We start from the raw sequence: 21,552 nt of genomic DNA on the forward strand, positions 1-21,552 counted from the left end.
GTAATATTACTGATGAAATGATACAGCAGTATATTGATGAGCAAGAAGGTGAGCCTATTAATGATGATCGATTTCTAATCGATTCCACTTTATAACCTCTCAGCTTATAGCTGAGAGGTGTTTAGTTATATGAAAAAATTGTTTTATTAACTGTCGTAATATCACTTACTATACATTTTATAACTAAAGCTGATTGTTTTTTAGTGAAAGAAAATGATAAATTTATTAAACGGGCAGGTCATTGCGAGTCTCGTTATGCTCCATGCTCAACATTTAAAATTGCTATAAGTTTAATGGGTTATGATGATGAATTTTTAATTGATGAAACTCATCCAAAATTACCTTTTAAAGATGGTTATGCTGATATGCTAGAGTTTGGAAACAGCCACATACTCCTAAAGACTGGATGAAGAATAGCTGTCTTTGGTACGCGCAGGTTATTACCAAAGAATGAGGTATGGAAAAATTTCGTGATTATGTAACGAAATTTGATTATGGTAATCATGATATTTTAGGAGATAAAGGAAAGAATAACGGTTTAACTAATGCATGGCTTTCTAGTTCTTTAGAAATTTCACCGGAAGAACAATTAACTTTTCTTCAAAAACTAGAAGATAATAAATTGCCTGTAAGCGTTCAAGCTCAGGAAATGACTAAAAATATCTTATTTATTGAAGATTTTGTAGATGGTTGGAAGCTTTACGGTAAAACAGGCAGCGGTAATAAACTTAGCCGAGATAGAACCATAAAGTTAAAAGATAAACAACAATTGGATGGTTTATAGGTTGGCTACAAAAAAATGACAGAACAGTTTTTTGTGTACATCTCAATTTTTATTTGCGAGGAACAACCAACAGTGAATTTGCTATTGGTTGTTGATTAAAAAGTAAGAACCTAAGTGATCTATACAGGAGTATCTGCGTCTGTATAGGAGAGTCCGGTCATCTCTACCGTAGGCGGAACGTCATGCTCTTCATTAGTGTTAGCAGCAAGTTGATCTTCAGCTATAGCAGCAGCTCCTGTAGCTTCAATTTCATCAATATATTGTTTTAATTTAGCTTTTTTTGCGTTGTTACTTCTAACGCAATACCAAGTTACTCCTGCACCTATTGCAACAACTATGGAGGCAGCTACAGCTGTACCAATGCCTATATATGCAACTAAGGAATTATCGTTATCACGCTCATCAAACATATTTTCTTGAGAGCTGTAAGTTGTATTAAAAGCGTTATTAGTAAAGTTTGCTACGGTGTTAGTAATTAAATTTATTCCCGTTTTAGTCCAACTTTCAGTGTTATCGGAAAAGATTGGTTCAGAAATTTCGGCAGTAGAATTTGTTATTGTGTGATTGATTGCATTAGTTGTCATTTCCGATAAATATTCTGTTATGGACTCTATCCATCCTTCGGTTGTATTAATATCACTTGCTTGAGTAGTGCTAGATATCGGGTTAGCTATTAAATCCTTTATTTCTGAGTGAAGCGCCTGTAGAGCATTTTCTTTCTCTACTTCAAATATTTCGCACCCTTTAATATCTCCTATAATAGGGTTATTATCCTCTGCGATATTAAGTATACCCTCAATAGTAAGATTGTCTTGAAGATTTTCTTGACATATTTTAAGCAAGCGTTCCTCATATATATAAGTCTTATCACCTTGTTTTTGCAATATATAATCCCGTATAGTTTGCCCATTATCATTAATCGCTGTAATAATAGCTTTATTTGCAGTTAATACTTCCTTTATTTTGAACATTCCTTCAAATACCAAATTTCTTGTTTCAGTATTTAATAATGCAATTCCTTTACTACACATGGTTGTTAATACATTCTCTTTATGGCAAGTCTGTTCACTTAAACTAAGGTTAGTAGTTAGATAGTAACTTGCCACATTATGTCCTATTGTAAGCATGCGGTATCCTTGATCACCAATTGTTTTTATTGTATTAGTAAGTTTTGCTACGGTAGTTAACGAAAAGTGTAATATGTAATTCATGCCGTTCTATTTCCATCCTTAAGTTTTACATTAAAGTGGCACAATAGATAAAACTAATAGAGTAGTCAAGAAACTACTAATAAAAATTAATATATAATCATTGCAATTTTAGTCTGAATTGATAATTTTATTGTTTGAGTGATGTAAAAATGTTACAATAATAATACTAATCAATAAAAATAAGTCTATATGTCTAAAAGTCCAAGAGTTAATATCACTTTTGAGCCGGTAATTTCCACTTTGCCTAGTAATTTAGCAGTTCAAGAAAATAAGTCTTTATCGAGTTTAATCAGAGAATTAACACTTGAAGCTCTTGAAATGAGAGAAGATTTATTTCTGTCAAAAGTTGCTAAAAAGCTTGATAAAGAGAATGCTAAAACTTACTATCACGAAGAAGCGTGGAAATGAATTATAAAATACGTTATCTAGAAGAAGTAACAAATAAGCATATCCCAATGCTTTCCTCCAATGCAAAAACTCTTATCAAATGCGCAATTGAAGAATGATTAATGTTTGATCCCATAGCTTTTGGTAAACCGTTACGCTATAGTTTGAAAGGTCATAGAATACTCCGAGTAAGTGATTACCGTATTATATACCGTATTGAACAAGAAACATCTACGGTAATTATTATTGCAATCAAACACAGAAAAGCAATATATCAGGAATTTATATAAACCCTGTTATCTCTTGAAGTATCTAAAGAAATGTTATAAAGTCAAAAAGTTCATAGAAATTTGAGGGATATTTATGCAAGTAGTAAAAGCTTTAGAACAAATTTTAGCAGATAGTTATGCTTTATGTTTTAAAACACAGAATTATCATTGGAATGTAGAAGGAGCGGAGTTTAGAAGTCTACATTTATTATTTGAAGGACAATATGAAGATTTAGCTGAAAGCTTAGATGAACTTGCTGAGAGAGTGAGAAGTTTAGGTGCTAAAGTCCCAGCATTATCAAATTTAATAAAACTTGCATCTATAGATGAGGCAAATCCAAACGTAACAGCAAACGAAATGCTTAAAAGTCTAACAAAAGATCAAGATATTATTAGAGATACATTATATAAGGGACTCAAAGTAGCACAAGCAGAGGGCGACGAGAGTACAGCCGATATGATTATTGGACGGATTAAGGTGCATGAAAAAAACAGATGGATGTTGAAGAGTAGTATGGTTTAGTAATACTTAGTCATCCCGCGACTTGATTGCGGGATCCAAAGAATCAAAATCTAGATCCCGTGATCAAGTTGCGGGATGACAAAATAAACAAAACAAAAATAAAATGGAACAATATGATGTCGCCGTCATAGGCGGTGGTCCAAGTGGATATGTTGCAGCAATTAGAGCAGCACAATTAAAGAAAAAAGTTGTATTAATAGAAAAAGAACATTTAGGAGGGGTATGTCTTAATTGGGGGTGTATACCGACTAAATCCTTGCTTAAATCTGCTGAGGTTTTTGAATATATAAAACACGCTAAAGATTATGGAATTGATTCTAAAGGTGCTGAAATCAATATTAAGAAAATAGTTGAGCGTTCAAGAGAGATTTCAAATAAGCTTGCAGGTGGTGTTAAGTTATTATTGAAAAAAAATAAAGTTACCGTGATAGACGGAGTAGCAAGTCTTGCAGGAAATAAGGTAATAAATATAAAGAATAAACCTACAGTAAAAGCAGAGAATATTATTATAGCTACCGGAGCAAGATCTAGGGTTTTAAAAGGCTTTGAGCCTGACGGCAAGCAAATATGGACTTCAAAAGAAGCTATGATACCGCATCATGTGCCGAAATCTATGATTATTGTCGGCTCAGGCGCAATAGGTATAGAATTCGCTTCATTTTATAATAGTATTGGTGTGGATGTTACCATAATTGAGGCACATAATAGAATATTACCTGCTGAAGATACGGAAATTGCCGGAATCGCTCATAAGAATTTTGAGAAAAAGGGAATAAAAATTATTACAAATGCTAAATTAATTAAGCAAACAAAATCAAAAGATAAGATAGAAGTTGAGTTAGAGTTATCCGGTAAAACACAAAAATTACAAGCTGAAATCTTACTTATGGCAGTAGGTATTACGGCGAATACAGAAAATTTAGGACTAGAAAAAACCAAAGTTAAAGTAGAAAATGGTTATATAGTTACTAACGGATTAATGCAAACTGCAGAACTAGGAATTTATGCTATAGGCGATGTAGCAGGAGTGCCTTGTTTAGCTCATAAATCAAGCCATGAAGGTATTATTGCAGCAGAAAGCATAGCGGGCTTAAAACCCCATGCTATCAATAAGCATAATATACCGGGTTGCACTTATTCTTCGCCGCAAATAGCAAGCGTCGGATTTACGGAAGAAGCAGCGAAAGCTTTAGGCTATGAATTAAAAATTGGTAGGTTTCCTTTTATGGCTAACGGTAAGGCTTTAGTAATCGGTGATAGCGATGGCTTAATTAAAACTATATTTGATGCTAAGACGGGTGAGTTGCTCGGTGCTCATATGATAGGCTTGGAAGTAACAGAATTAATACAAGGATATGTGGTTTCAAAAAATTTAGAAGCAACAGAGTTGGATTTAATTAATACTATCTTCCCACATCCGACTTTATCGGAAATGATGCACGAGTCAGTACTCGTTGCTTATGATAGGGCAATACATGTATGAACAAAGATAATTTAATCGAGAATTATGCAGTGGCGTTATTTAATAACGCTATGGTTGATAATATACAAGATAAAATCTTTGAAGAAATTACCGCTATAAATCGTATAATTACCGATAATATTGATATTAGAGAGTTCCTATTTTCTCCTATAGTAAATAAGAACAACAAAATTAACGCAGTCAATGCGTTAGCAAAAAATATCAAAATTAGCACAATAGTACAAAATTTTTTATTGTTATTGGTAAAAAATTCTCGTACTGCTATTTTATCTAATATAGTAGATACTTATAATACTTTACTATATGAAAGTAAAAACATAAAGATAGTTCAGGTTATTTCTGCAAATAAGTTACAACCTAAAGAGCAGGAGTGGATTAAATCTCGTATAGAAAAAGAATTAAATCAAAAAACAGAAATATTATTTGATATAGATAGTACTATTATTGGCGGTATTGTAATTAAATATGATAGTATGTTGCAAGATTACTCAATAAAAGGTAGTTTAGAAAAAATAACGAAAACTTTAAAGAAAGTTAGGATTGTTGCTTGAGTACTCTTGTTATCCCGTGGCTTGACCACGGGATCCATAAGCAATCTAAAGCTGTATATTATTTTGTTATTTTTAACTGGATCCCGTGGTCAAGCCACGGGATGACAATGCGTAATTAGGAGTCATCCCACATGAAACTAAAGCCTATTGAAGTGGCTGAAATATTACAAAAGGAAATAGCTAATATTAATTGCTTAAGTGAGATTGAAGAAGTAGGGCATGTAATCTCAGTCGGTGACGGTATTGCTAAAATTTATGGTCTTGCTAATGTACAATCCGGTGAAGTAGTAGAGTTTCAATCCGGTGTTAAGGGGCTTGTTTTAAATTTGGAGCATGATAGCGTCAGTGCTGTAATTATGGGCGATGATAACCAAGTACAGCAAGGAGATAATGTCAAAAGAACTAAAGAAGTGTTAGCAGTACCGGTAGGAAAAGCCTTGTTTGGTCGTGTTGTTGATGCTCTTGGTAACCCTATTGACGGCAAAGGCAATATTGCAAGTAAAGAGTACAGACATATCGAGATGAAAGCTCCGGGCATAATAGAAAGAACGAGCGTAAGCGAACCTGTACAAACCGGAATAAAGGCTATAGATTCGTTAATTCCGATAGGTAGAGGGCAAAGAGAGTTAATAATCGGTGATAGACAAACTGGAAAAACGGCGATAGCGGTTGATACTATTATTAATCAAAAACAAGCTCATTCACTTACTAATGAAAGCGATAAAATTTATTGTATTTATGTAGCTATTGGGCAGAAAAAATCAAGTGTTGCACAGATAGTAAAAAAACTAGAAGATGCCGGAGCAATGGACTATACAATCGTTGTTTCGGCTACTGCTTCGGAAGCTGCATCTCTTCAATTCATTGCCCCTTATTCTGCCTGTAGTATGGGCGAATATTTTCGTGATAACGGTATGCATGCACTTATTATTTATGATGATTTAAGTAAGCATGCCGTCGCATATAGACAAATCTCATTATTACTTAGAAGACCTCCCGGGCGAGAAGCATATCCCGGTGACGTGTTCTACCTGCATTCAAGATTGCTTGAGCGAGCTGCTAAAATGTCAAAGGAAAAAGGCAGCGGTTCACTGACTGCTCTTCCTATAATCGAGACGCAGGCAGGTGATATATCTGCCTATATCCCAACGAATGTTATTTCAATTACCGACGGTCAAATTTTCTTAGAAAGTGAGTTATTTTATAAAGGTGTAAGACCTGCCGTTAATGTCGGTATTTCAGTAAGTCGCGTTGGTTCTGCAGCACAAATAAAGGCTATGCAGCAGGTAGCAGGTTCGGTAAAGCTAGAACTTGCTCAATTTAGAGAGCTGGAGTCTTTCTCGCAATTTGGATCAGATTTAGACCCTGCCACTAAAGCACAAATCGATCACGGTAAAAGATTAGTTGAGATATTAAAACAAGCTCAATATAATCCTTTTCCGGTAGAAGAACAAATAATAAGTATTTATGTCGGAACTAAAAAATATTTAAATGATGTACCGCTTCAGACAGTCAAAGCATTTGAAGATAAAATCCTTACGGAGATAAGGTTAAATAAAAAAGATATTTTGGAATCAATAAAAAATGAGCAACGTATAACCGAAGAAACCGAGCAGAAACTAAAAGCATTTTTAGAAAATTTTGTAAAAGCCTACTGTGTCATGCCGTGACTTGATCACGGCATCCAGTAAAATAAGTTAAAAATACTGGACCCCACAGGTACAAGCCACGGGATGACAATGGAAAACCAAAAAACTATATGTCACATTTAAAGCAATTAAGAACTAGAATTAAAAGCGTTAAATCTACACAAAAGATTACTAAAGCAATGCAATTAGTATCAGCTTCTAAAATGGCAAAAATAAAAAATCAAATAGCCAATTCAAATTTTTATATTGAGGCTATTAGTAAAATGATGTCCGATATAGTATCAATTGACATGTATGAGCTATCTATAGAAGAGCAGAAATTTTTTAATACTATACCGAATAAAGCAAATTTATTGATAGTTATGACATCACAGCGTGGTTTGTGTAGAACGTTTAATTACAGTATAATTAAGCAAGTTAAGAATGATATTAAAGAGTTAGAAAATAAAGGCGAACAAATAAAGCTTATCATTATAGGAAAAAAAGGTTACGAAGCACTAAAAAGGCAATATGCAAATTATATTGATAGTTATTTTGAGTTACCCAACATTCATGCTGAAAATCTGATGCTGCAAGTAAAACAAAAAATTATGTCGCTAGTCGTAAATCTAGAAGTTAGTAATTGTGTGATATATTTTAATAAATTCAAGAACGCAATGACTCAAATTATGACTAGACAACAGGTTTTACCGGTAGAAAAAGATCATGATGATTCTAAAATAGAGAATGACCATTATGAGTATGAGGGAGAAAATCTAATTTCTAATCTAATTAATTTATATGTGAATTCCCAAATAAATTATGCTTTACTACAAAGTAGAGCAAGTGAAGAGGGAGCTAGAATGACCGCTATGGAGAATGCAACAAATAATGCTAATGATTTAATAAGTAAATTAGTTTTAAAGTTGAATAGATCAAGACAGGCTATTATTACTACGGAGTTGATAGAGATTGTAGCCGGCTCTGAGGCGGTGTAGATATGTGTATTATGTCATTCCCGCCTACGCGGGAATGACATGGGCAACTATGTAAGAACATTATCTTAACAGAAAAAATTATGACAAAAAATATCGGTAAAATTACTCAGATTATTTCAGCGGTGGTGGATGTAAAATTTACGAATAACGGTGAGTTACCGAAAATTTTAAATGCTCTAGAGTGCTATAACGATAAACAAAGGATAGTGCTGGAAGTAGCCCAACATATAGGTGATGATACGGTGCGTTGTATTGCTATGGATTCTACTGAAGGATTAGTGCGGGGTGTAGAAGTAATAGATACAGGTAGTCCTATTTGTATTCCTGTAGGTACTGAGACGCTTGGGCGTATTATGAATGTTGTAGGTGAGCCGATTGACGGTAAAGGAGACATTAAAAGCTCAAATATTTCTGCTATATATAAGTCTGCTCCTGATTTTACCAATCAGTCAACCGAGCGTAATATATTAGTAACCGGTATTAAAGTTATTGATTTACTTGCTCCTTATACTAAAGGCGGTAAGATAGGATTATTCGGCGGTGCAGGTGTAGGTAAAACCGTGTTAATTATGGAACTTATTAATAACGTAGCTAAGGCACATGGCGGTTATACAGTATTTGCAGGAGTCGGTGAGAGAACTAGAGAGGGTCATGATCTTTACCATGAAATGATTGACTCGGGTGTGATTGACCTTGAGAAACCGGAAAATTCAAAAGTAGTTCTTGTTTATGGACAAATGAACGAGCCGCCGGGAGCAAGGGCAAGAGTTGCGTTAAGCGGTCTGACCATTGCGGAAAGTTTTAGAGATATGAATGAGGGGCAAGATGTTTTGTTTTTCGTAGATAATATTTTCCGTTTCACTCAAGCAGGTTCTGAAGTATCGGCACTGCTTGGTAGGATTCCGTCAGCGGTAGGGTATCAGCCTACTCTTGCTACCGATATGGGAGCACTACAAGAGCGTATCACCTCTACTAAGCACGGCTCAATAACTTCCGTGCAGGCTATATATGTACCGGCGGATGATTTAACTGATCCTGCTCCTGCTACTGCTTTCGCACATCTAGATGCTACAATGGTACTTAGCCGTCAGATAGCCGAGCTTGGAATTTATCCAGCAGTTGACCCGTTAGATAGTAATTCTCAGGTACTTGACCCGATGATTGTCGGTGAGGAGCATTATAGCGTAGCAAGACAAGTACAGCAGGTTTTACAAACTTATAAATCATTGCAGGATATCATTGCTATTTTAGGTATGGATGAGCTATCCGAAGAAGATAAACTAACCGTGTCGCGTGCTAGAAAAATACAGCGTTTCTTATCACAGCCTTTCCATGTCGCCGAAGTATTTACCGGAGCTGAAGGCAAATTTGTTAATCTAGCTGATACTATCGCAGGTTTTAAAGGATTGGTAGAGGGTAAATATGATGATTTACCGGAAGCTGCTTTTTATATGGTCGGAACTATAGATGAGGCTATTGAGAAAGCGAAGATTTTGAAGTAATGTTTATGTCATTCCCACGTGGCATTGTCGCGTGGATCAGTTGTCCTGTCATTGCAAGGAAAATTACAAAGTAATTGACGAAGCAATCCAGTAAAAAATGCTAATTTATAGCATTTTTTTATTATTTTTCTGGATTGCTACGTTGCTTCGCTCCTCGTAATGACATAGTAATTTTACTATATTATTCTATGAACGAAACAATTCTAGTCAAAATAATTACTCCTTTAAGTATTGCATTTGAAAAGCAAGCTAAAATGGTAACAATGCCGGGTGAGGATGGTATGTTTGGTGTGCTATCGAATCACGCTCCGATGATCGTTAGTTTAAAAGCCGGTTTAGTACAGGTTTATATAGATGATATACACAACCCACAAATTACTTATCTTGTTTCCAGCGGTGTAACCGAAGTAAAGGGCAGTTATGTTAACATAGCTACAGAAACGGCTATTAACGTTACGAATTTAAGTGAAGCGGAGATAGCAACTAAGCTTCAGGGTCTTCAAAAACCTTTATCAGAACAACATTAATGTCCCTATCGGGGATGAGAAATCCCTTCGCCTAAAGGCGAAGGGAAGATATAATGAAGTTGCCTTGGCAACGAATTTATAAAGAGATATGAGGAGTTATAGAAAAAGTAGCCATAGCCAGTATGATTTGAAAGTACACATTATATGGATACCAAAGTATAGAAAGAGGGTATTAACGAGAAAGGTAGCGGAGAGAGCTAGAGATTTATTGAGGCGGATTTGTATGGAACATGAAGTACATATAATTTTAGGCAAAGTAGCTTGTGATCATGTTCATATGTTTATCTCGTATAGACCGCAAATAACACTTAGCAAAATTGTGCAGTATTTAAGGGTAGTAGCTCAAGAATATTATTGCAAGAATTTGCTCATTTGGGCAAGCAGTTTTGAGGCAATCATTTTTGGGCTAGAGGTTATATGGCAATTAGTTCGGGTAATATTACTGATGAAATCAGCAGTATATTGATGAGCAAGAAGGTGAGCCTATTAATGATGATCGATTTCTAATTGATTCCACTTTATAACCTCTCAGCTTATAGCTGAGAATTGTTTAGTTTGTTTAAAAAATCTACGTTTTGGGATAAGGTTATTGTAATAATTATTTCTAGTTTTTATGTCATTCCCGCGGAAGCGGGAATCCAAGATAAATCGAGCTTTTAGTTTTAAAAGTATACTGTATTTATACTTTTTGTACTGGATTCCTGCCTACGCAGGAATGACATAGCCGGTGATGTTACTAACATAACGAATATCAAGTGAGAAACAAATGTCAAAAGTGCATAATTCAGAATATATAAAAGAGTTATCAGTCGATAATAGTTCATACAAAATTTATGATATAAATAAAGCGGCAAGCGATATCGAACTTCCTTTAAAAAAGCTCCCCTACAGTTTAAGAGTATTATGTGAAAACGTGCTACGTACCAGTGGTAATAAAGAAAGCTTACTTGTATTTAAAGAATGGCTGAACACTAAAAAATCCGATGCAGAAATAGATTTTATGCCGGCAAGAGTTTTGATGCAGGATTTTACCGGTGTGCCTGCTATTGTAGACTTGGCTGCTATGCGTGATGCGATGAAGAAAATAGGAGGCGATCCGTTAAAAATTAATCCGCTTATTCCTGTTGATTTGATAATAGATCATTCAGTAAGCGTTGATTCTTATGCAGCTAATGATTCATTCGATAAAAACGTGCAAATGGAAATGAAACGTAATATAGAGCGTTATGCATTTCTTAAATGGGGGCAGCAGGCATTTAATAATTTTAAAGTAGTGCCGCCTGGTACGGGTATTTGTCATCAGGTCAATTTAGAATATTTAGCAAAAGTCGTGTGGCATAAAGACGGACTTGCTTATCCTGATAGTTTAGTTGGAACGGATAGCCATACAACTATGGTAAATGGAGTGTCGGTAATTGGTTGGGGAGTTGGCGGAATAGAAGCAGAAGCTGCAATGCTCGGTCAGCCGCTTACTATGATTTTACCGGAAGTAATCGGAGTGAAACTAACAGGAAAATTAACAGGTATATCTACAGCAACCGATTTAGTTTTAACCGTTACCGAGATGTTGCGGAAAAAGAAAGTAGTAGGTAAGTTTGTTGAGTTTTACGGTGAGGGCTTGAAAAACCTAACGATTGCCGACCGTGCTACTATTTCTAATATGTCGCCTGAATATGGTGCTACTTGCGGCTTTTTCCCGATTGATCAAGAAACTATAAAATATCTAGAGCTAACAGGTAGAGAAAAAGCACAAATAAAATTAGTAGAGAAATATGCAACTGAGCAGAATCTTTGGTATGATTTTGAGCATGAGGCAGAATATACTGAAATTTTAGAGCTAGATTTATCTACGGTACATAGCTCGCTTGCCGGGCCAAGACGTCCGCAAGATAGGGTAAATTTAAACGATGTAGCAAGTAGTTTTAAACATGAATTGCCGAATTTCGGTATAGAAAGTAAAGGCATTGATAAAAAATATGCCGTAGCAAATCAGAATTACGAAATCGGTAACGGTGATGTGGTAATTGCAGCGATCACTAGCTGTACTAATACCTCAAATCCTAGCGTGATGATTGGTGCAGCACTTCTTGCCAAAAAAGCACTAGAACATGGGTTAAAGGTAAAGCCTTGGGTTAAAACTTCTCTTGCTCCTGGATCAAAAGTCGTAACGGAATATTTGAAGCTTAGCGGTCTTGATAAATATTTAGATGAGCTAGGGTTTAATCTAGTAGGTTATGGCTGCACTACTTGCATCGGTAATTCTGGTCCTTTAAATCCGGAAATAGAGGAAACTATTAATAAAAACGGGTTAGTTATTGCTTCCGTTTTATCGGGTAATAGGAACTTTGAAGGGCGAATTAATCCCCTTACTAAAGCGAGCTATCTCGGATCGCCTATTTTAGTCGTAGCATATGCACTTAGCGGCACCCTTAATATAGATTTAAATAGCCAACCAATAGGAAAAAATATTTATTTGAAAGATATTTGGCCAAGTAAAGAAGAGATAGATGAAGTTATTGCAAATTCAATTAATTCCTCTATGTTTATAGAAAAATATTCCGATATATTTAGTGGAACAAAAGAGTGGCAAAGTCTAGAGGTTACTAATAGTTCTACTTATAACTGGAGTAAGAATAGTACCTATATTAATAATCCACCTTATTTTGAGGATATAGGCAGCAAGAATAGTATAAAAGATATAAAATCTGCAAAAATTCTAGCAATTTTCGGTGATTCTATTACTACCGATCATATTTCGCCGGCAGGAAGTATTAGTAACACCAGCCCTGCTGCTAAATATTTAACGGACCATCATATAGAGCCTCTAGATTTCAACTCTTACGGATCACGTAGAGGAAATCATGAAGTGATGATGCGTGGCACATTTGCTAATATCCGTATAAAAAACGAAGTGTGTAAGGCAGTAGAAGGCGGCTTTACTATAAACCAATTAAGTAGTACGCAGCAAACTATTTACGATGCGGCTATGGACTATAAATCTAATGATGTACCGGTAGTGATTTTTGCCGGTAAAGAATATGGTAGCGGTTCGTCTAGAGATTGGGCGGCAAAAGGGCCCCAACTGCTTGGTGTAAAGGCAGTGATTGCCGAGAGCTTTGAGCGAATACATCGTTCAAATTTAGTTGGTATGGGTATTTTACCGCTAACTTTTACCGGCAATAATACAAGATTAGATTTAAAGTTAGACGGTTCAGAAACTATTGATATCATAGGCTTAAGTGAACCAATAAAGCCTTATAATCCTGTTAAATGCGTGATAAAAAAACAAACTGGCGAAACAAGAACAATCGATTTAATATTGCAAATATTTACGGATAATGAGATAAATTATATACAGCACGGCAGTATCATGCATTTTGTGGTAGAGAGTTTAAAAAAATAACTATGTATAGAGTTAATCCAAGAGTAGATCTGGCATTTAAGAAAATCTTTGGAGTAGAAGAAAACAAAGATTTATTAATATCGCTTATTAATTCGATAGTAACCAAGGAAGATCAGGTAAAAGAAGTAACTCTACTTAATCCATATAATCCAAAGAGTTTTTTAAACGATAAGCTTTCTGTTTTAGATATTAAAGCTAAAGGCGAAAGAGGTAAAATATTTAATATCGAAATTCAAGTAAAGGATGAAGCAAATTATGATAAAAGAGCTTTATATTATTGGGCAAAGCTATATGTTGGACAGCTAAAAGAAGGTTCTAGATATTCAGAATTAAACAAAACGATAGGAATCCATATACTTAATTTTACCGGCATCACAAATATTGATAAATATCATAATATATTTAGGTTGAAAGAATATGAAACCGGTTTAAAATATTTTGAGGATATAGAGCTACACACTATAGAACTCAATAAGTTTACTGATAACATCAAAGAAGAATTATCTGATATAGTAAAAAAGTAAAGAATGCTTTAGATATATGGGTTGTTTTTTTAACTAGAAATGATTTGCTAAATAAAGATAAGCTTCCTAAAGAATTAAACAGTAAAGAGCTCAAGAAAGCATTAAATGTGCTTGAAGTAATAAATTTAAGTGATGAAAAAGAGAAGAATATGAAAACCGCTTAAATTGGTTTAGAATTGAAGCTAGTGCTATTAAAAGGACTGAAGAAAGAGGCGAAGAGAAAGCTATGGAAAAAATAGCAAAAAAGATGTTAATGAAAACAGAATCTATAGAAGAAATTCATGAAATTACCGAATTACCTATGAAAGAAATACAAAGATTAAAAGATGAAATTGAGAAGTAAAAAAGGAAAAGTATATGGACAAGCATCTTAAAGAATATACCGAGAGTGGTAAGAAGAACCTAATTGTGGTATATATATTATATCTATGTGGGATAGTAGCACCGATATTACCGTTAATTGGAGTATTTTTTGCATATCTCAATAAAGATAAAGGTGATAACTTTGCTACTAGTCATTATGTGTTGTTATTTCGTACTTTTTGCCTTGTGGTACTTGGGTGGATTGTATGTTTCATATTTACGTTTATCATTATTGGAGTAGTACTATATTTTGCACTCGCTGTTTGGTATGTACTTCGTGTTGCCACAGGTTTTAAATATATGATAGCGGATCAGGCATACCCAAACCCTATGACGTATTGGATTAAATAAGATGATAAAACTGAACGTAGACGGTTCTGAAATAGAAATATCAGAAGGTAGCACCGTTTATCAAGCCTGTACACAAGCAGGTAAAGAAATTCCTCATTTTTGTTATCATGAGCGTTTAAAAATCGCCGGTAATTGCCGTATGTGTTTGGTTGAAATGGAAAAATCACCAAAGCCTATAGCTGCTTGTGCAATGCCGGTAAGTAACGGTATGGTTATTCACACCGATACACCGATGGTCAAAAAAGCACGTGAAGGGGTGATGGAGTTTTTACTTATTAACCATCCTTTAGATTGCCCTATTTGTGACCAAGGAGGTGAGTGTGATTTGCAGGATCAGGCTTTTAGATACGGCAAAGGTACTAATAGATTCCATGAAAATAAGAGATCTATTAAAGATAAATATATGGGACCGCTGATTAAAACAGCGATGACTAGATGTATACAATGCACAAGATGTATTAGATTTGCAAATGATATAGCCGGAATAGAAGAAATGGGAGCTATCCATCGTGGCGAGCATATGGAGGTAACTTCATATTTAGAGCAAACACTCGATTCTGAAATTTCTGGTAATATGATAGATATTTGTCCGGTCGGTGCTTTAAATTCCAAACCTTATGCCTTTAAAGCTCGTAAATGGGAACTAAAACATACCGCTAGCATTGGCGTACATGATGCCGAAGGTTCCAATATTCGTATAGATAGTAGAGGCGATGAGGTAATGAGAATATTACCTCGTGTTAATGAAGAAATAAATGAGGAATGGCTTGCTGATAAAAACCGTTTTAGTTATGACGGTTTGAAATATCAGCGTTTAGATCGCCCTTATATCAGAAAAAACGGTAAGTTAGTAGAGGCTAGTTGGAGCGAAGCCTTAAAGACGATAACAGATAAAATTAAATCCGTAAAACCGAAGAAAATTGCTGCTATTGCAGGTTCTCTTGCTTCTGTTGAAGCAATGTTTATGCTGAAAACATTAATGCAAAATCTTGGCTGTAATAATTATAGTGTTAATCAGTTTAACTATAAAATAGATACTACGCAGCGAGGAAACTACTTATTTAATACAACTATTGTCGGTGTCGAAAAGGCTGATTTATGTTTACTAATCGGAGCAAATCCAAGGCAGATAGCTCCGGTGTTAAATAGCCGAATAGGAAAGAAAGTGCGCGCCGGTTCATTAAAAGTAGCAAGAATAGGTGAAGGACATAACCAAACTTATAGAATTCAGGATCTAGGAAGTGATATTAAGATTCTTGAGGAGCTAGCTATTGGTACTCATGAGTTTACAAAAGCTTTAAAAGCAGTAAAATATCCGATGATTATAGTAGGTGATGGCGTATATGTGAGAGATGACGGATATGCTATATTGTCGCTTATCCATAAGATAGTGGCTGAATATAATATTATGCGTGATGATTGGAAGGGCTTTAATATATTGTATAATCATGCTTCTATAGTTGGCGGTCTTGACGTTGGTTTGAATAATCCTATTAAGCTTGAGGCACTGGAACTCGCTTATCTGCTTGGAGCGGATGCCGTCTCATTTGATAAGCTGAAATCGGCTTTTGTAGTATATCAAGGACATCATGGGGATTCAGGTGCTGCGAATGCTGATGTAATTTTACCTGCGGCTGCTTATACAGAGCAGAGCGGAATTTACGTAAATTTAGAAGGAAGACCGCAAATAGCAGAAAAAGCAGTATCGCTTGTAGGAACAGCTAAAGAAGATATAGAAATTATTAAAGAGCTTGCCGGTTATCTGAAACTAGATATCGGAATGAGTGATTTACAAGAAGTAAGAGCCAAACTTGCTAAAGAATATAAGATATTTGCTAATATTGATAAAATTGTAGAGAGTAAATTTGCTAAATTTAGCGCTAAAGATAAGTTATCAAAAGAGCCTATAACTACGGAGCCTAGTAATTATTACATGACTGACGTAATTAGCAAAAACTCGGTCACTATGGCTAAGTGCGTAGAGGCTAAGGAAGCAAGAGTAGGGAGGTAGCATAAAGAGTCGTCATTGCGCGGAAATTACGTAAGTAATTGACGAAGCAATCCAGTAAAAAATTCTGATTTACAGAATTTTTTAATCTTTTTCTGGATTGCCACGTTGCTTTGCTCCTCGCAATGACAGTTGTATGACAATTAAATAACATTATGACAGAATATATTTTTCCGTTAATTATCATCGCTCTAAAGGTGGTGGCGATCACTATCCCTTTAATTTTATGTGTTGCGTATTTAACATATGCAGAACGTCGTGTTATTGGATTAATGCAGTTACGACGTGGACCGAATGTCGTTGGTCCGTTTGGATTACTTCAGCCTATTGCTGATGCGGTTAAGCTTTTATTCAAAGAACCGATAATTCCAACCAATGCCGATAAAATATTATTTATTTTAGCACCGATGATAACTTTTATATTAAGTTTAATCGGCTGGGCAGTTATACCTTTTGCAAAGGGCGTAGTTCTTGCAGATATTAATGTCGGTGTTTTATATATTCTTGCTATATCCTCTTTAAGCGTTTATGGCATTATTATTGCCGGTTGGGCTAGTAACTCAAAATATGCATTCCTTGGTGCTATACGTTCCTCGGCCCAAATGATTTCTTATGAAGTATCTATGGGATTCGTTATTATTACTGTGTTACTTACTACCGGTACTCTCAATTTAAGTGGGATTATTGAAGCACAAAGAACAATACCGTGGTGGATTGATTTAATGCTACTACCTATGGGCATCGTGTTCTTTATCTCGGTACTTGCCGAAACAAATAGGTTACCTTTTGATTTACCTGAAGCAGAATCGGAATTAGTCGCAGGCTATAATGTTGAATATTCCTCTATGGGATTTGCTTTATTTTTCCTAGGTGAGTATGCTAATATGATATTGGTTAGTGCAATGACTACCACTTTCTTTTTAGGAGGTTATTTACCGCCCTTTAATATATCATGGTTAGATTGTATTCATGGATTCTTTTGGTTTGTATTTAAGGTTGGGTTCTTATTGTTCTGCTTTTTATGGATTAGAGCGACGTTGCCAAGATATCGCTATGATCAATTGATGCGACTCGGCTGGAAAGTATTTTTACCTCTAACTTTATTTTGGGTGGTGTTAGTGTCAAGTGTACTTTTCTACACTGATAATTTGCCGAATGTTTGAAAGTTATTATTATAATTAATTTCTAGCTAAAACCGGTATTGTTGTATGGATCTATGTCATTCCTGCGTAGGCGGGAATCCAGCATAAAACGAGCTTTTAATTCCAAAAATTTGCTTTATCTATACTTTTTTCTAGATTCCCGCCTACGCGGGAATGACATAGAAGCTGCAACAAAGCCATAGATCGTTAATATATATATATTTTTATGATAAACTATTTAAAATCATTTTTTCTATATGAGATAATAAGGGGAATGGCTTTGACCTTAAAGTATTTCTTTAAGCCCAAAGTTACCATAAATTATCCTTATGAAAAAAGCCCTGTTAGCCCTAGATTTAAGGGTGAGCATGCACTGCGTCGCTATGAAAACGGGGAAGAGCGTTGTATTGCTTGTAAGCTTTGCGAGGCGATTTGTCCAGCACAAGCAATAGTAATTGAAGCGGACGAACTAGAAGACGGCAGTAGGCGTACAACACGTTATGATATAGACATGACAAAATGCATTTATTGTGGGTTGTGTCAAGAAGCTTGCCCAGTAGATGCGATAGTTGAAGGTCCTAATTTTGAGTTTGCAAGCCTAACTCATACCGCACTTATTTATGATAAAGAAAGATTACTGCAAAACGGCGATAGATGGGAGCAGGCACTCGCTAGTAAACTACATAAGGATTATGAGTATAGGTAAATTACTATAGCACTGGATAGTTTTTACTCTTTGTCATTCCTGCTTTCGCAGGCATGACATAGCCGTTAATCCCTTGAAAATTCGAACTTTGCATTCGAAATTTCATAAACCTTTGTAATTCACTATAAGTATTGCTTTTCTTTTTTTTGACTTCTATTCTCTTAATTGTAAATCATTATAAAACAGATTGATAGTATGGTAGTTTGCTTTGTTACTACTATAGTTTTATTGATAACGCTCTCTATTATATTTAATGCATTCATTACATTATCCCTACCGGATATACTAATAAGAGGAACTCATAAATATAGTACTAATGAGCAATATTTAAAGCTAAAATCATATGATAAGGATTTTATATTAACAATTAAAAGTCTTGCCTCCAAAAGAGCTAGAAGAAAAGAGAATTAGCTATAAGCATGAATATATAGAAGTTACTAAAGCACGTACTGTAAGTACAATAATTAATTGTTCAATTTGAATTATAGTTAGTCTTATATTTTTTATTGTACATTGGAAGATTTATAAAAATACGCAAAACAATAATAGACCTCTCGCATAAAGCTAATAAGGAAGAATTTGAATGAGATACTTCACCTCGCACTACAGCGTACACGCAAGTAACGTGAGAATTCGAGAGTACCGGATCGACGTACAAATTACCCTTGCAAGTTAGGCAAGAAGTCTAATAATGACTCAAGTTGTAATGTCTGTGCAGATTTTATAGAACTTTCTAGATGAGAGGATAGAAGCACAATACCGCCGCTATTTGCTTTCATGACAATTAGATTATTTAATAAATCCCTATTTTCTTTACTTAAGTTAGTTTCAACTTCATCAAGTAGCCATAAGTCAGATTGGCAAGCAATAAGCCTTGATACGGCTATGACTTTCTGTATCCCACTAGACAAACTATAGCATTTTTTATCTAATACATCTTGTAATTTGAAGTAATGAATAGCGGCGTATAGAGTTTCAACAGAATTATAAATTTCCGACCAAAATTTCAGATTTTCAAAAACAGTCATTTCGAGTTTTAGACCTAAATTATGACCGATATAAGTGCAGTAAGGTTTATGGATATTATTAATATTACTATTTTTATAGTAGATATTACCACTACTTGGTTGCATAATTCCTGCTATCATTCGCAGTAGTGAGCTTTTACCGCAACCATTAGCTCCTTTTATATAGGTGATAGAAGAAGGAAGAAAAGTGATACATAGATCAAATAAATTTCTTTGTTCTATATTAAATTGTAATTGATGAAGTGATAGCATGTCCCTGTCATACCGTGGCTTGACCACGGTATCTAGTAAAATGATTAGTATTTTGAATTGCTTTTATGGATACTGTGGCTTGACCACGGTATGATATCTGTTGCTTTTCAATAAATTTAATTTTCATGATGCTCTGCTGGTGTAGCCCCAGTTAATTCTGTATTATCTTGTTGATTATTATGAGCAATTCCAAGTTTGTCACGAGCATTTCTTAAAGCTTCTTTATGATCTGCCTCAGGATTTACTACATGACTTATATCTATGCCTGTTACTTTATTAGCTTCTTTTTCTATATAGAACTCACTTTTAAGTTCTATAATTAGAGTAGCATTTATATTTTTTGTAAGCAATTAAAATTTAACCAACAAATTCTCCACCGATAAACTAAATACATTTAGAATAGAACTCGGCATGAGACCAAAGTAAATAATTAATAATATTAAAGGAGCTATTGAGATTATTTCATATTTATATAAATCTCTGAAATGCATAATTTCTTTATTGGTAATTTCACCAAGCATAATTTCTTTATATAATTTCAGCATATAAACCGCCCCAAGAATTATGCCGAGAGCCGCTACAAAAGTTGCTGCTACATTCACCTTATAAATCCCAAGCAAGCTTAGAAATTCTCCGATCAAGCCGCTAGTACCGGGCAGGCCGACAGAGCCAAGCATTGCAATCATAAAAAATGTGGCAAGCACAGGCATTTTACTTGCTACACCGCCGTATTTAGCTATTTCTTTAGTGTGCAATCTTTCGTACAAAGTACCGACTATTAAGAATAGGCATGAGGAAATCACGCCATGGCTAAGCATCTGAAATATTGCTCCGTGAACCCCGGCTTCAGTAAAGCTAAAAATACCTATCGTAACATATCCCATATGTGCAATTGATGAATAGGCTATCATCTTCTTCATATCTTTTTGAGCAAGAGCAACAAGGGAAGCATATATTATAGCAATAACGCTAAGGTAAATTACGTAAATTGCAAATTCTTGTGATACACTTGGGAGTAGCGGTAGTAATACTCTTAAAAAACCGTAACCGCCAAGTTTTAGCAGAATACCGGCAAGAATAACCGAGCCGCTAGTTGGAGCTTGTACGTGTGCATCAGGTAGCCAAGTATGAACCGGAATCATAGGGATTTTAACGGCAAAGGCTATAAAGATAGCCCACCATAAAATTTGCTGAGTAAATAATGGAATATTATCTGTAAGTTCAGGAATATAAGTTAAATCAAAACTATGAATTTTACTGTAAATATAAATTAATGAAAGTAGGAAAAATACCGAGCCGAAGAAAGTATATAAGAAGAATTTAAGAGCCGCATATATTCTGTTCTCGCCGCCCCATACGCCTATAATGATATACATCGGCACTAATATTGCTTCAAAAAAGAGATAGAATAATAATAAATTTACTGAGGTAAATGCTCCTATACAAAAAGATTCCATTAATAAAAAACATACTAAATATTCTTTAATATATTTTTTAACGGTAAATAAGCTTCCGATTATACAAATAAGAGTCAGACAAGAAGTTAGAGCCACAAAAAATATTGATATACCATCAACACCAACATGAAATTCAAGCCCGATTTTATCAAGCCAAGCGTAGCGTTCAACAAATTGATAAGCAGGATTTGAGGAGTCAAACTCTATTAAAATATAGATAGTTAAGATGAATGTTAAAACAGCACTAAGCACCGCCACATACATTACATATATCGATTTATCCGTCTTTTTACTTTGACTAATAAACAGCAAAATATATAGCACGCTTATTAGCGGCAGAAAAATACTGATAGATATAATAGGTAATTCTAACATTCTTTTAAGATTATATAAGTTTTTTTAGTAGTATATATCATTCTTGCGTGGATCGCAAAACGCATTCGATGTCATACCGT

23 protein-coding genes and 3 pseudogenes are annotated in these 21,552 nt (G+C 34.9%); 22 read left to right on the forward strand and 4 right to left on the reverse strand.

Annotated features, from left to right (window positions below):
- The 3 genes and pseudogenes from ACKTSD_RS07815 to ACKTSD_RS01730 all read left to right on the forward strand — a co-directional run.
- Positions 1-95, forward strand: a pseudogene (locus ACKTSD_RS07815) (IS200/IS605 family transposase); the annotation flags it as partial.
- A 108-nt stretch (positions 96-203) separates the two neighbouring features.
- Positions 204-410, forward strand: coding sequence for a penicillin-binding transpeptidase domain-containing protein (locus ACKTSD_RS01725; protein ID WP_412707729.1), 207 nt, complete (start codon positions 204-206; stop codon positions 408-410).
- Positions 411-457: 47 nt separating this feature from the next.
- Positions 458-825, forward strand: a pseudogene (locus ACKTSD_RS01730) (penicillin-binding transpeptidase domain-containing protein); the annotation flags it as partial.
- A 78-nt stretch (positions 826-903) separates the two neighbouring features.
- Here ACKTSD_RS01730 and ACKTSD_RS01735 read toward each other — a convergent pair.
- Positions 904-1,911, reverse strand: coding sequence for a hypothetical protein (locus tag ACKTSD_RS01735; RefSeq protein ID WP_412707730.1), 1,008 nt, complete (start codon positions 1,909-1,911; stop codon positions 904-906).
- A gap of 273 nt (positions 1,912-2,184) precedes the next feature.
- Between ACKTSD_RS01735 and ACKTSD_RS01740 the strand changes: the two genes are divergently transcribed.
- The 19 genes and pseudogenes from ACKTSD_RS01740 (at position 2,185) to ACKTSD_RS01830 (ending at position 18,771) form a co-directional block, all read left to right on the forward strand.
- Complete coding sequence (locus tag ACKTSD_RS01740; protein ID WP_412707731.1) at positions 2,185-2,403, forward strand: DUF6290 family protein; 219 nt, start codon at positions 2,185-2,187, stop codon at positions 2,401-2,403.
- A gap of 101 nt (positions 2,404-2,504) precedes the next feature.
- Entirely contained in the window at positions 2,505-2,672 is a 168-nt protein-coding gene (locus ACKTSD_RS01745; protein ID WP_412707732.1) for a type II toxin-antitoxin system RelE family toxin, read from the forward strand.
- A gap of 73 nt (positions 2,673-2,745) precedes the next feature.
- Positions 2,746-3,174 carry a Dps family protein gene (locus ACKTSD_RS01750; RefSeq protein ID WP_412707733.1) on the forward strand — a complete coding sequence of 143 codons (429 nt, stop codon included), beginning with the start codon at positions 2,746-2,748 and terminating at the stop codon, positions 3,172-3,174.
- A 103-nt stretch (positions 3,175-3,277) separates the two neighbouring features.
- Positions 3,278-4,657 (forward strand): dihydrolipoyl dehydrogenase, encoded by a 1,380-nt coding sequence (gene lpdA / locus ACKTSD_RS01755; protein WP_412707734.1) that lies wholly within the window; start codon positions 3,278-3,280, stop codon positions 4,655-4,657.
- Complete coding sequence (gene atpH, locus ACKTSD_RS01760; protein WP_412707735.1) at positions 4,654-5,208, forward strand: ATP synthase F1 subunit delta; 555 nt, start codon at positions 4,654-4,656, stop codon at positions 5,206-5,208. The genes lpdA and atpH overlap by 4 nt, the downstream gene beginning before the upstream one ends.
- Positions 5,205-5,327 carry a hypothetical protein gene (locus ACKTSD_RS01765; RefSeq protein WP_412707736.1) on the forward strand — a complete coding sequence of 41 codons (123 nt, stop codon included), beginning with the start codon at positions 5,205-5,207 and terminating at the stop codon, positions 5,325-5,327. Before atpH ends, ACKTSD_RS01765 begins: the two co-directional genes overlap by 4 nt.
- A gap of 12 nt (positions 5,328-5,339) precedes the next feature.
- Positions 5,340-6,878, forward strand: a complete 1,539-nt coding sequence (gene atpA, locus ACKTSD_RS01770; RefSeq protein ID WP_412707737.1) for a F0F1 ATP synthase subunit alpha — start codon at positions 5,340-5,342, stop codon at positions 6,876-6,878.
- Between the two features lie 89 nt (positions 6,879-6,967).
- A complete protein-coding gene (atpG, locus tag ACKTSD_RS01775) occupies positions 6,968-7,834 on the forward strand; it encodes an ATP synthase F1 subunit gamma (protein ID WP_412707738.1) in 867 nt (288 codons plus the stop codon).
- An 80-nt stretch (positions 7,835-7,914) separates the two neighbouring features.
- A complete protein-coding gene (gene atpD / locus ACKTSD_RS01780; protein WP_412707739.1) occupies positions 7,915-9,336 on the forward strand; it encodes a F0F1 ATP synthase subunit beta in 1,422 nt (473 codons plus the stop codon).
- A gap of 188 nt (positions 9,337-9,524) precedes the next feature.
- The gene (locus ACKTSD_RS01785) at positions 9,525-9,863 is read left to right on the forward strand and encodes a F0F1 ATP synthase subunit epsilon (RefSeq protein WP_412707740.1); all 339 of its coding nucleotides are present in this window, start codon (positions 9,525-9,527) and stop codon (positions 9,861-9,863) included.
- Between the two features lie 88 nt (positions 9,864-9,951).
- Positions 9,952-10,387 (forward strand): annotated as a pseudogene (gene tnpA / locus ACKTSD_RS01790) (IS200/IS605 family transposase).
- 242 nt (positions 10,388-10,629) lie between these two features.
- Positions 10,630-13,266, forward strand: a complete 2,637-nt coding sequence (gene acnA, locus ACKTSD_RS01795) for an aconitate hydratase AcnA (RefSeq protein ID WP_412707742.1) — start codon at positions 10,630-10,632, stop codon at positions 13,264-13,266.
- Positions 13,267-13,268: 2 nt separating this feature from the next.
- Complete coding sequence (locus tag ACKTSD_RS01800) at positions 13,269-13,790, forward strand: Rpn family recombination-promoting nuclease/putative transposase (RefSeq protein ID WP_412707743.1); 522 nt, start codon at positions 13,269-13,271, stop codon at positions 13,788-13,790.
- A gap of 226 nt (positions 13,791-14,016) precedes the next feature.
- Positions 14,017-14,133, forward strand: coding sequence for an inorganic polyphosphate kinase (locus ACKTSD_RS01805; RefSeq protein WP_412707744.1), 117 nt, complete (start codon positions 14,017-14,019; stop codon positions 14,131-14,133).
- A 14-nt stretch (positions 14,134-14,147) separates the two neighbouring features.
- Positions 14,148-14,504, forward strand: coding sequence for a DUF4870 family protein (locus ACKTSD_RS01810; protein ID WP_412707745.1), 357 nt, complete (start codon positions 14,148-14,150; stop codon positions 14,502-14,504).
- 1 nt (position 14,505) lies between these two features.
- A complete protein-coding gene (gene nuoG, locus ACKTSD_RS01815; RefSeq protein ID WP_412707746.1) occupies positions 14,506-16,515 on the forward strand; it encodes an NADH-quinone oxidoreductase subunit NuoG in 2,010 nt (669 codons plus the stop codon).
- A gap of 152 nt (positions 16,516-16,667) precedes the next feature.
- Positions 16,668-17,675 (forward strand): NADH-quinone oxidoreductase subunit NuoH, encoded by a 1,008-nt coding sequence (gene nuoH, locus ACKTSD_RS01820; RefSeq protein ID WP_412707747.1) that lies wholly within the window; start codon positions 16,668-16,670, stop codon positions 17,673-17,675.
- 205 nt (positions 17,676-17,880) lie between these two features.
- Positions 17,881-18,360 (forward strand): NADH-quinone oxidoreductase subunit NuoI, encoded by a 480-nt coding sequence (nuoI, locus tag ACKTSD_RS01825; RefSeq protein ID WP_412707748.1) that lies wholly within the window; start codon positions 17,881-17,883, stop codon positions 18,358-18,360.
- Between the two features lie 195 nt (positions 18,361-18,555).
- Positions 18,556-18,771: a hypothetical protein gene (locus ACKTSD_RS01830; RefSeq protein WP_412707749.1), complete on the forward strand. Its 216-nt coding sequence runs from the start codon at positions 18,556-18,558 to the stop codon at positions 18,769-18,771.
- A gap of 248 nt (positions 18,772-19,019) precedes the next feature.
- On the opposite strand, the gene ccmA is transcribed toward ACKTSD_RS01830, so the two are convergent.
- The 3 genes from ccmA to ACKTSD_RS01850 all read right to left on the reverse strand — a co-directional run bounded on the left by ccmA (position 19,020) and on the right by ACKTSD_RS01850 (position 21,472).
- A complete protein-coding gene (gene ccmA / locus ACKTSD_RS01835; protein ID WP_412707750.1) occupies positions 19,020-19,640 on the reverse strand; it encodes a heme ABC exporter ATP-binding protein CcmA in 621 nt (206 codons plus the stop codon).
- 116 nt (positions 19,641-19,756) lie between these two features.
- On the reverse strand, positions 19,757-19,990 hold the full coding sequence (locus ACKTSD_RS01845; protein ID WP_412707752.1) for a hypothetical protein: 234 nt from the start codon (positions 19,988-19,990) through the stop codon (positions 19,757-19,759).
- Complete coding sequence (locus ACKTSD_RS01850; protein WP_412707753.1) at positions 19,991-21,472, reverse strand: NADH-quinone oxidoreductase subunit M; 1,482 nt, start codon at positions 21,470-21,472, stop codon at positions 19,991-19,993. It lies immediately after the preceding gene.
- Between the last annotated feature and the right edge of the window lie 80 nt (positions 21,473-21,552).

The organism is Candidatus Rickettsia kedanie, from assembly GCF_045865205.1.
Taxonomy (GTDB): domain Bacteria; phylum Pseudomonadota; class Alphaproteobacteria; order Rickettsiales; family Rickettsiaceae; genus Rickettsia; species Rickettsia australis.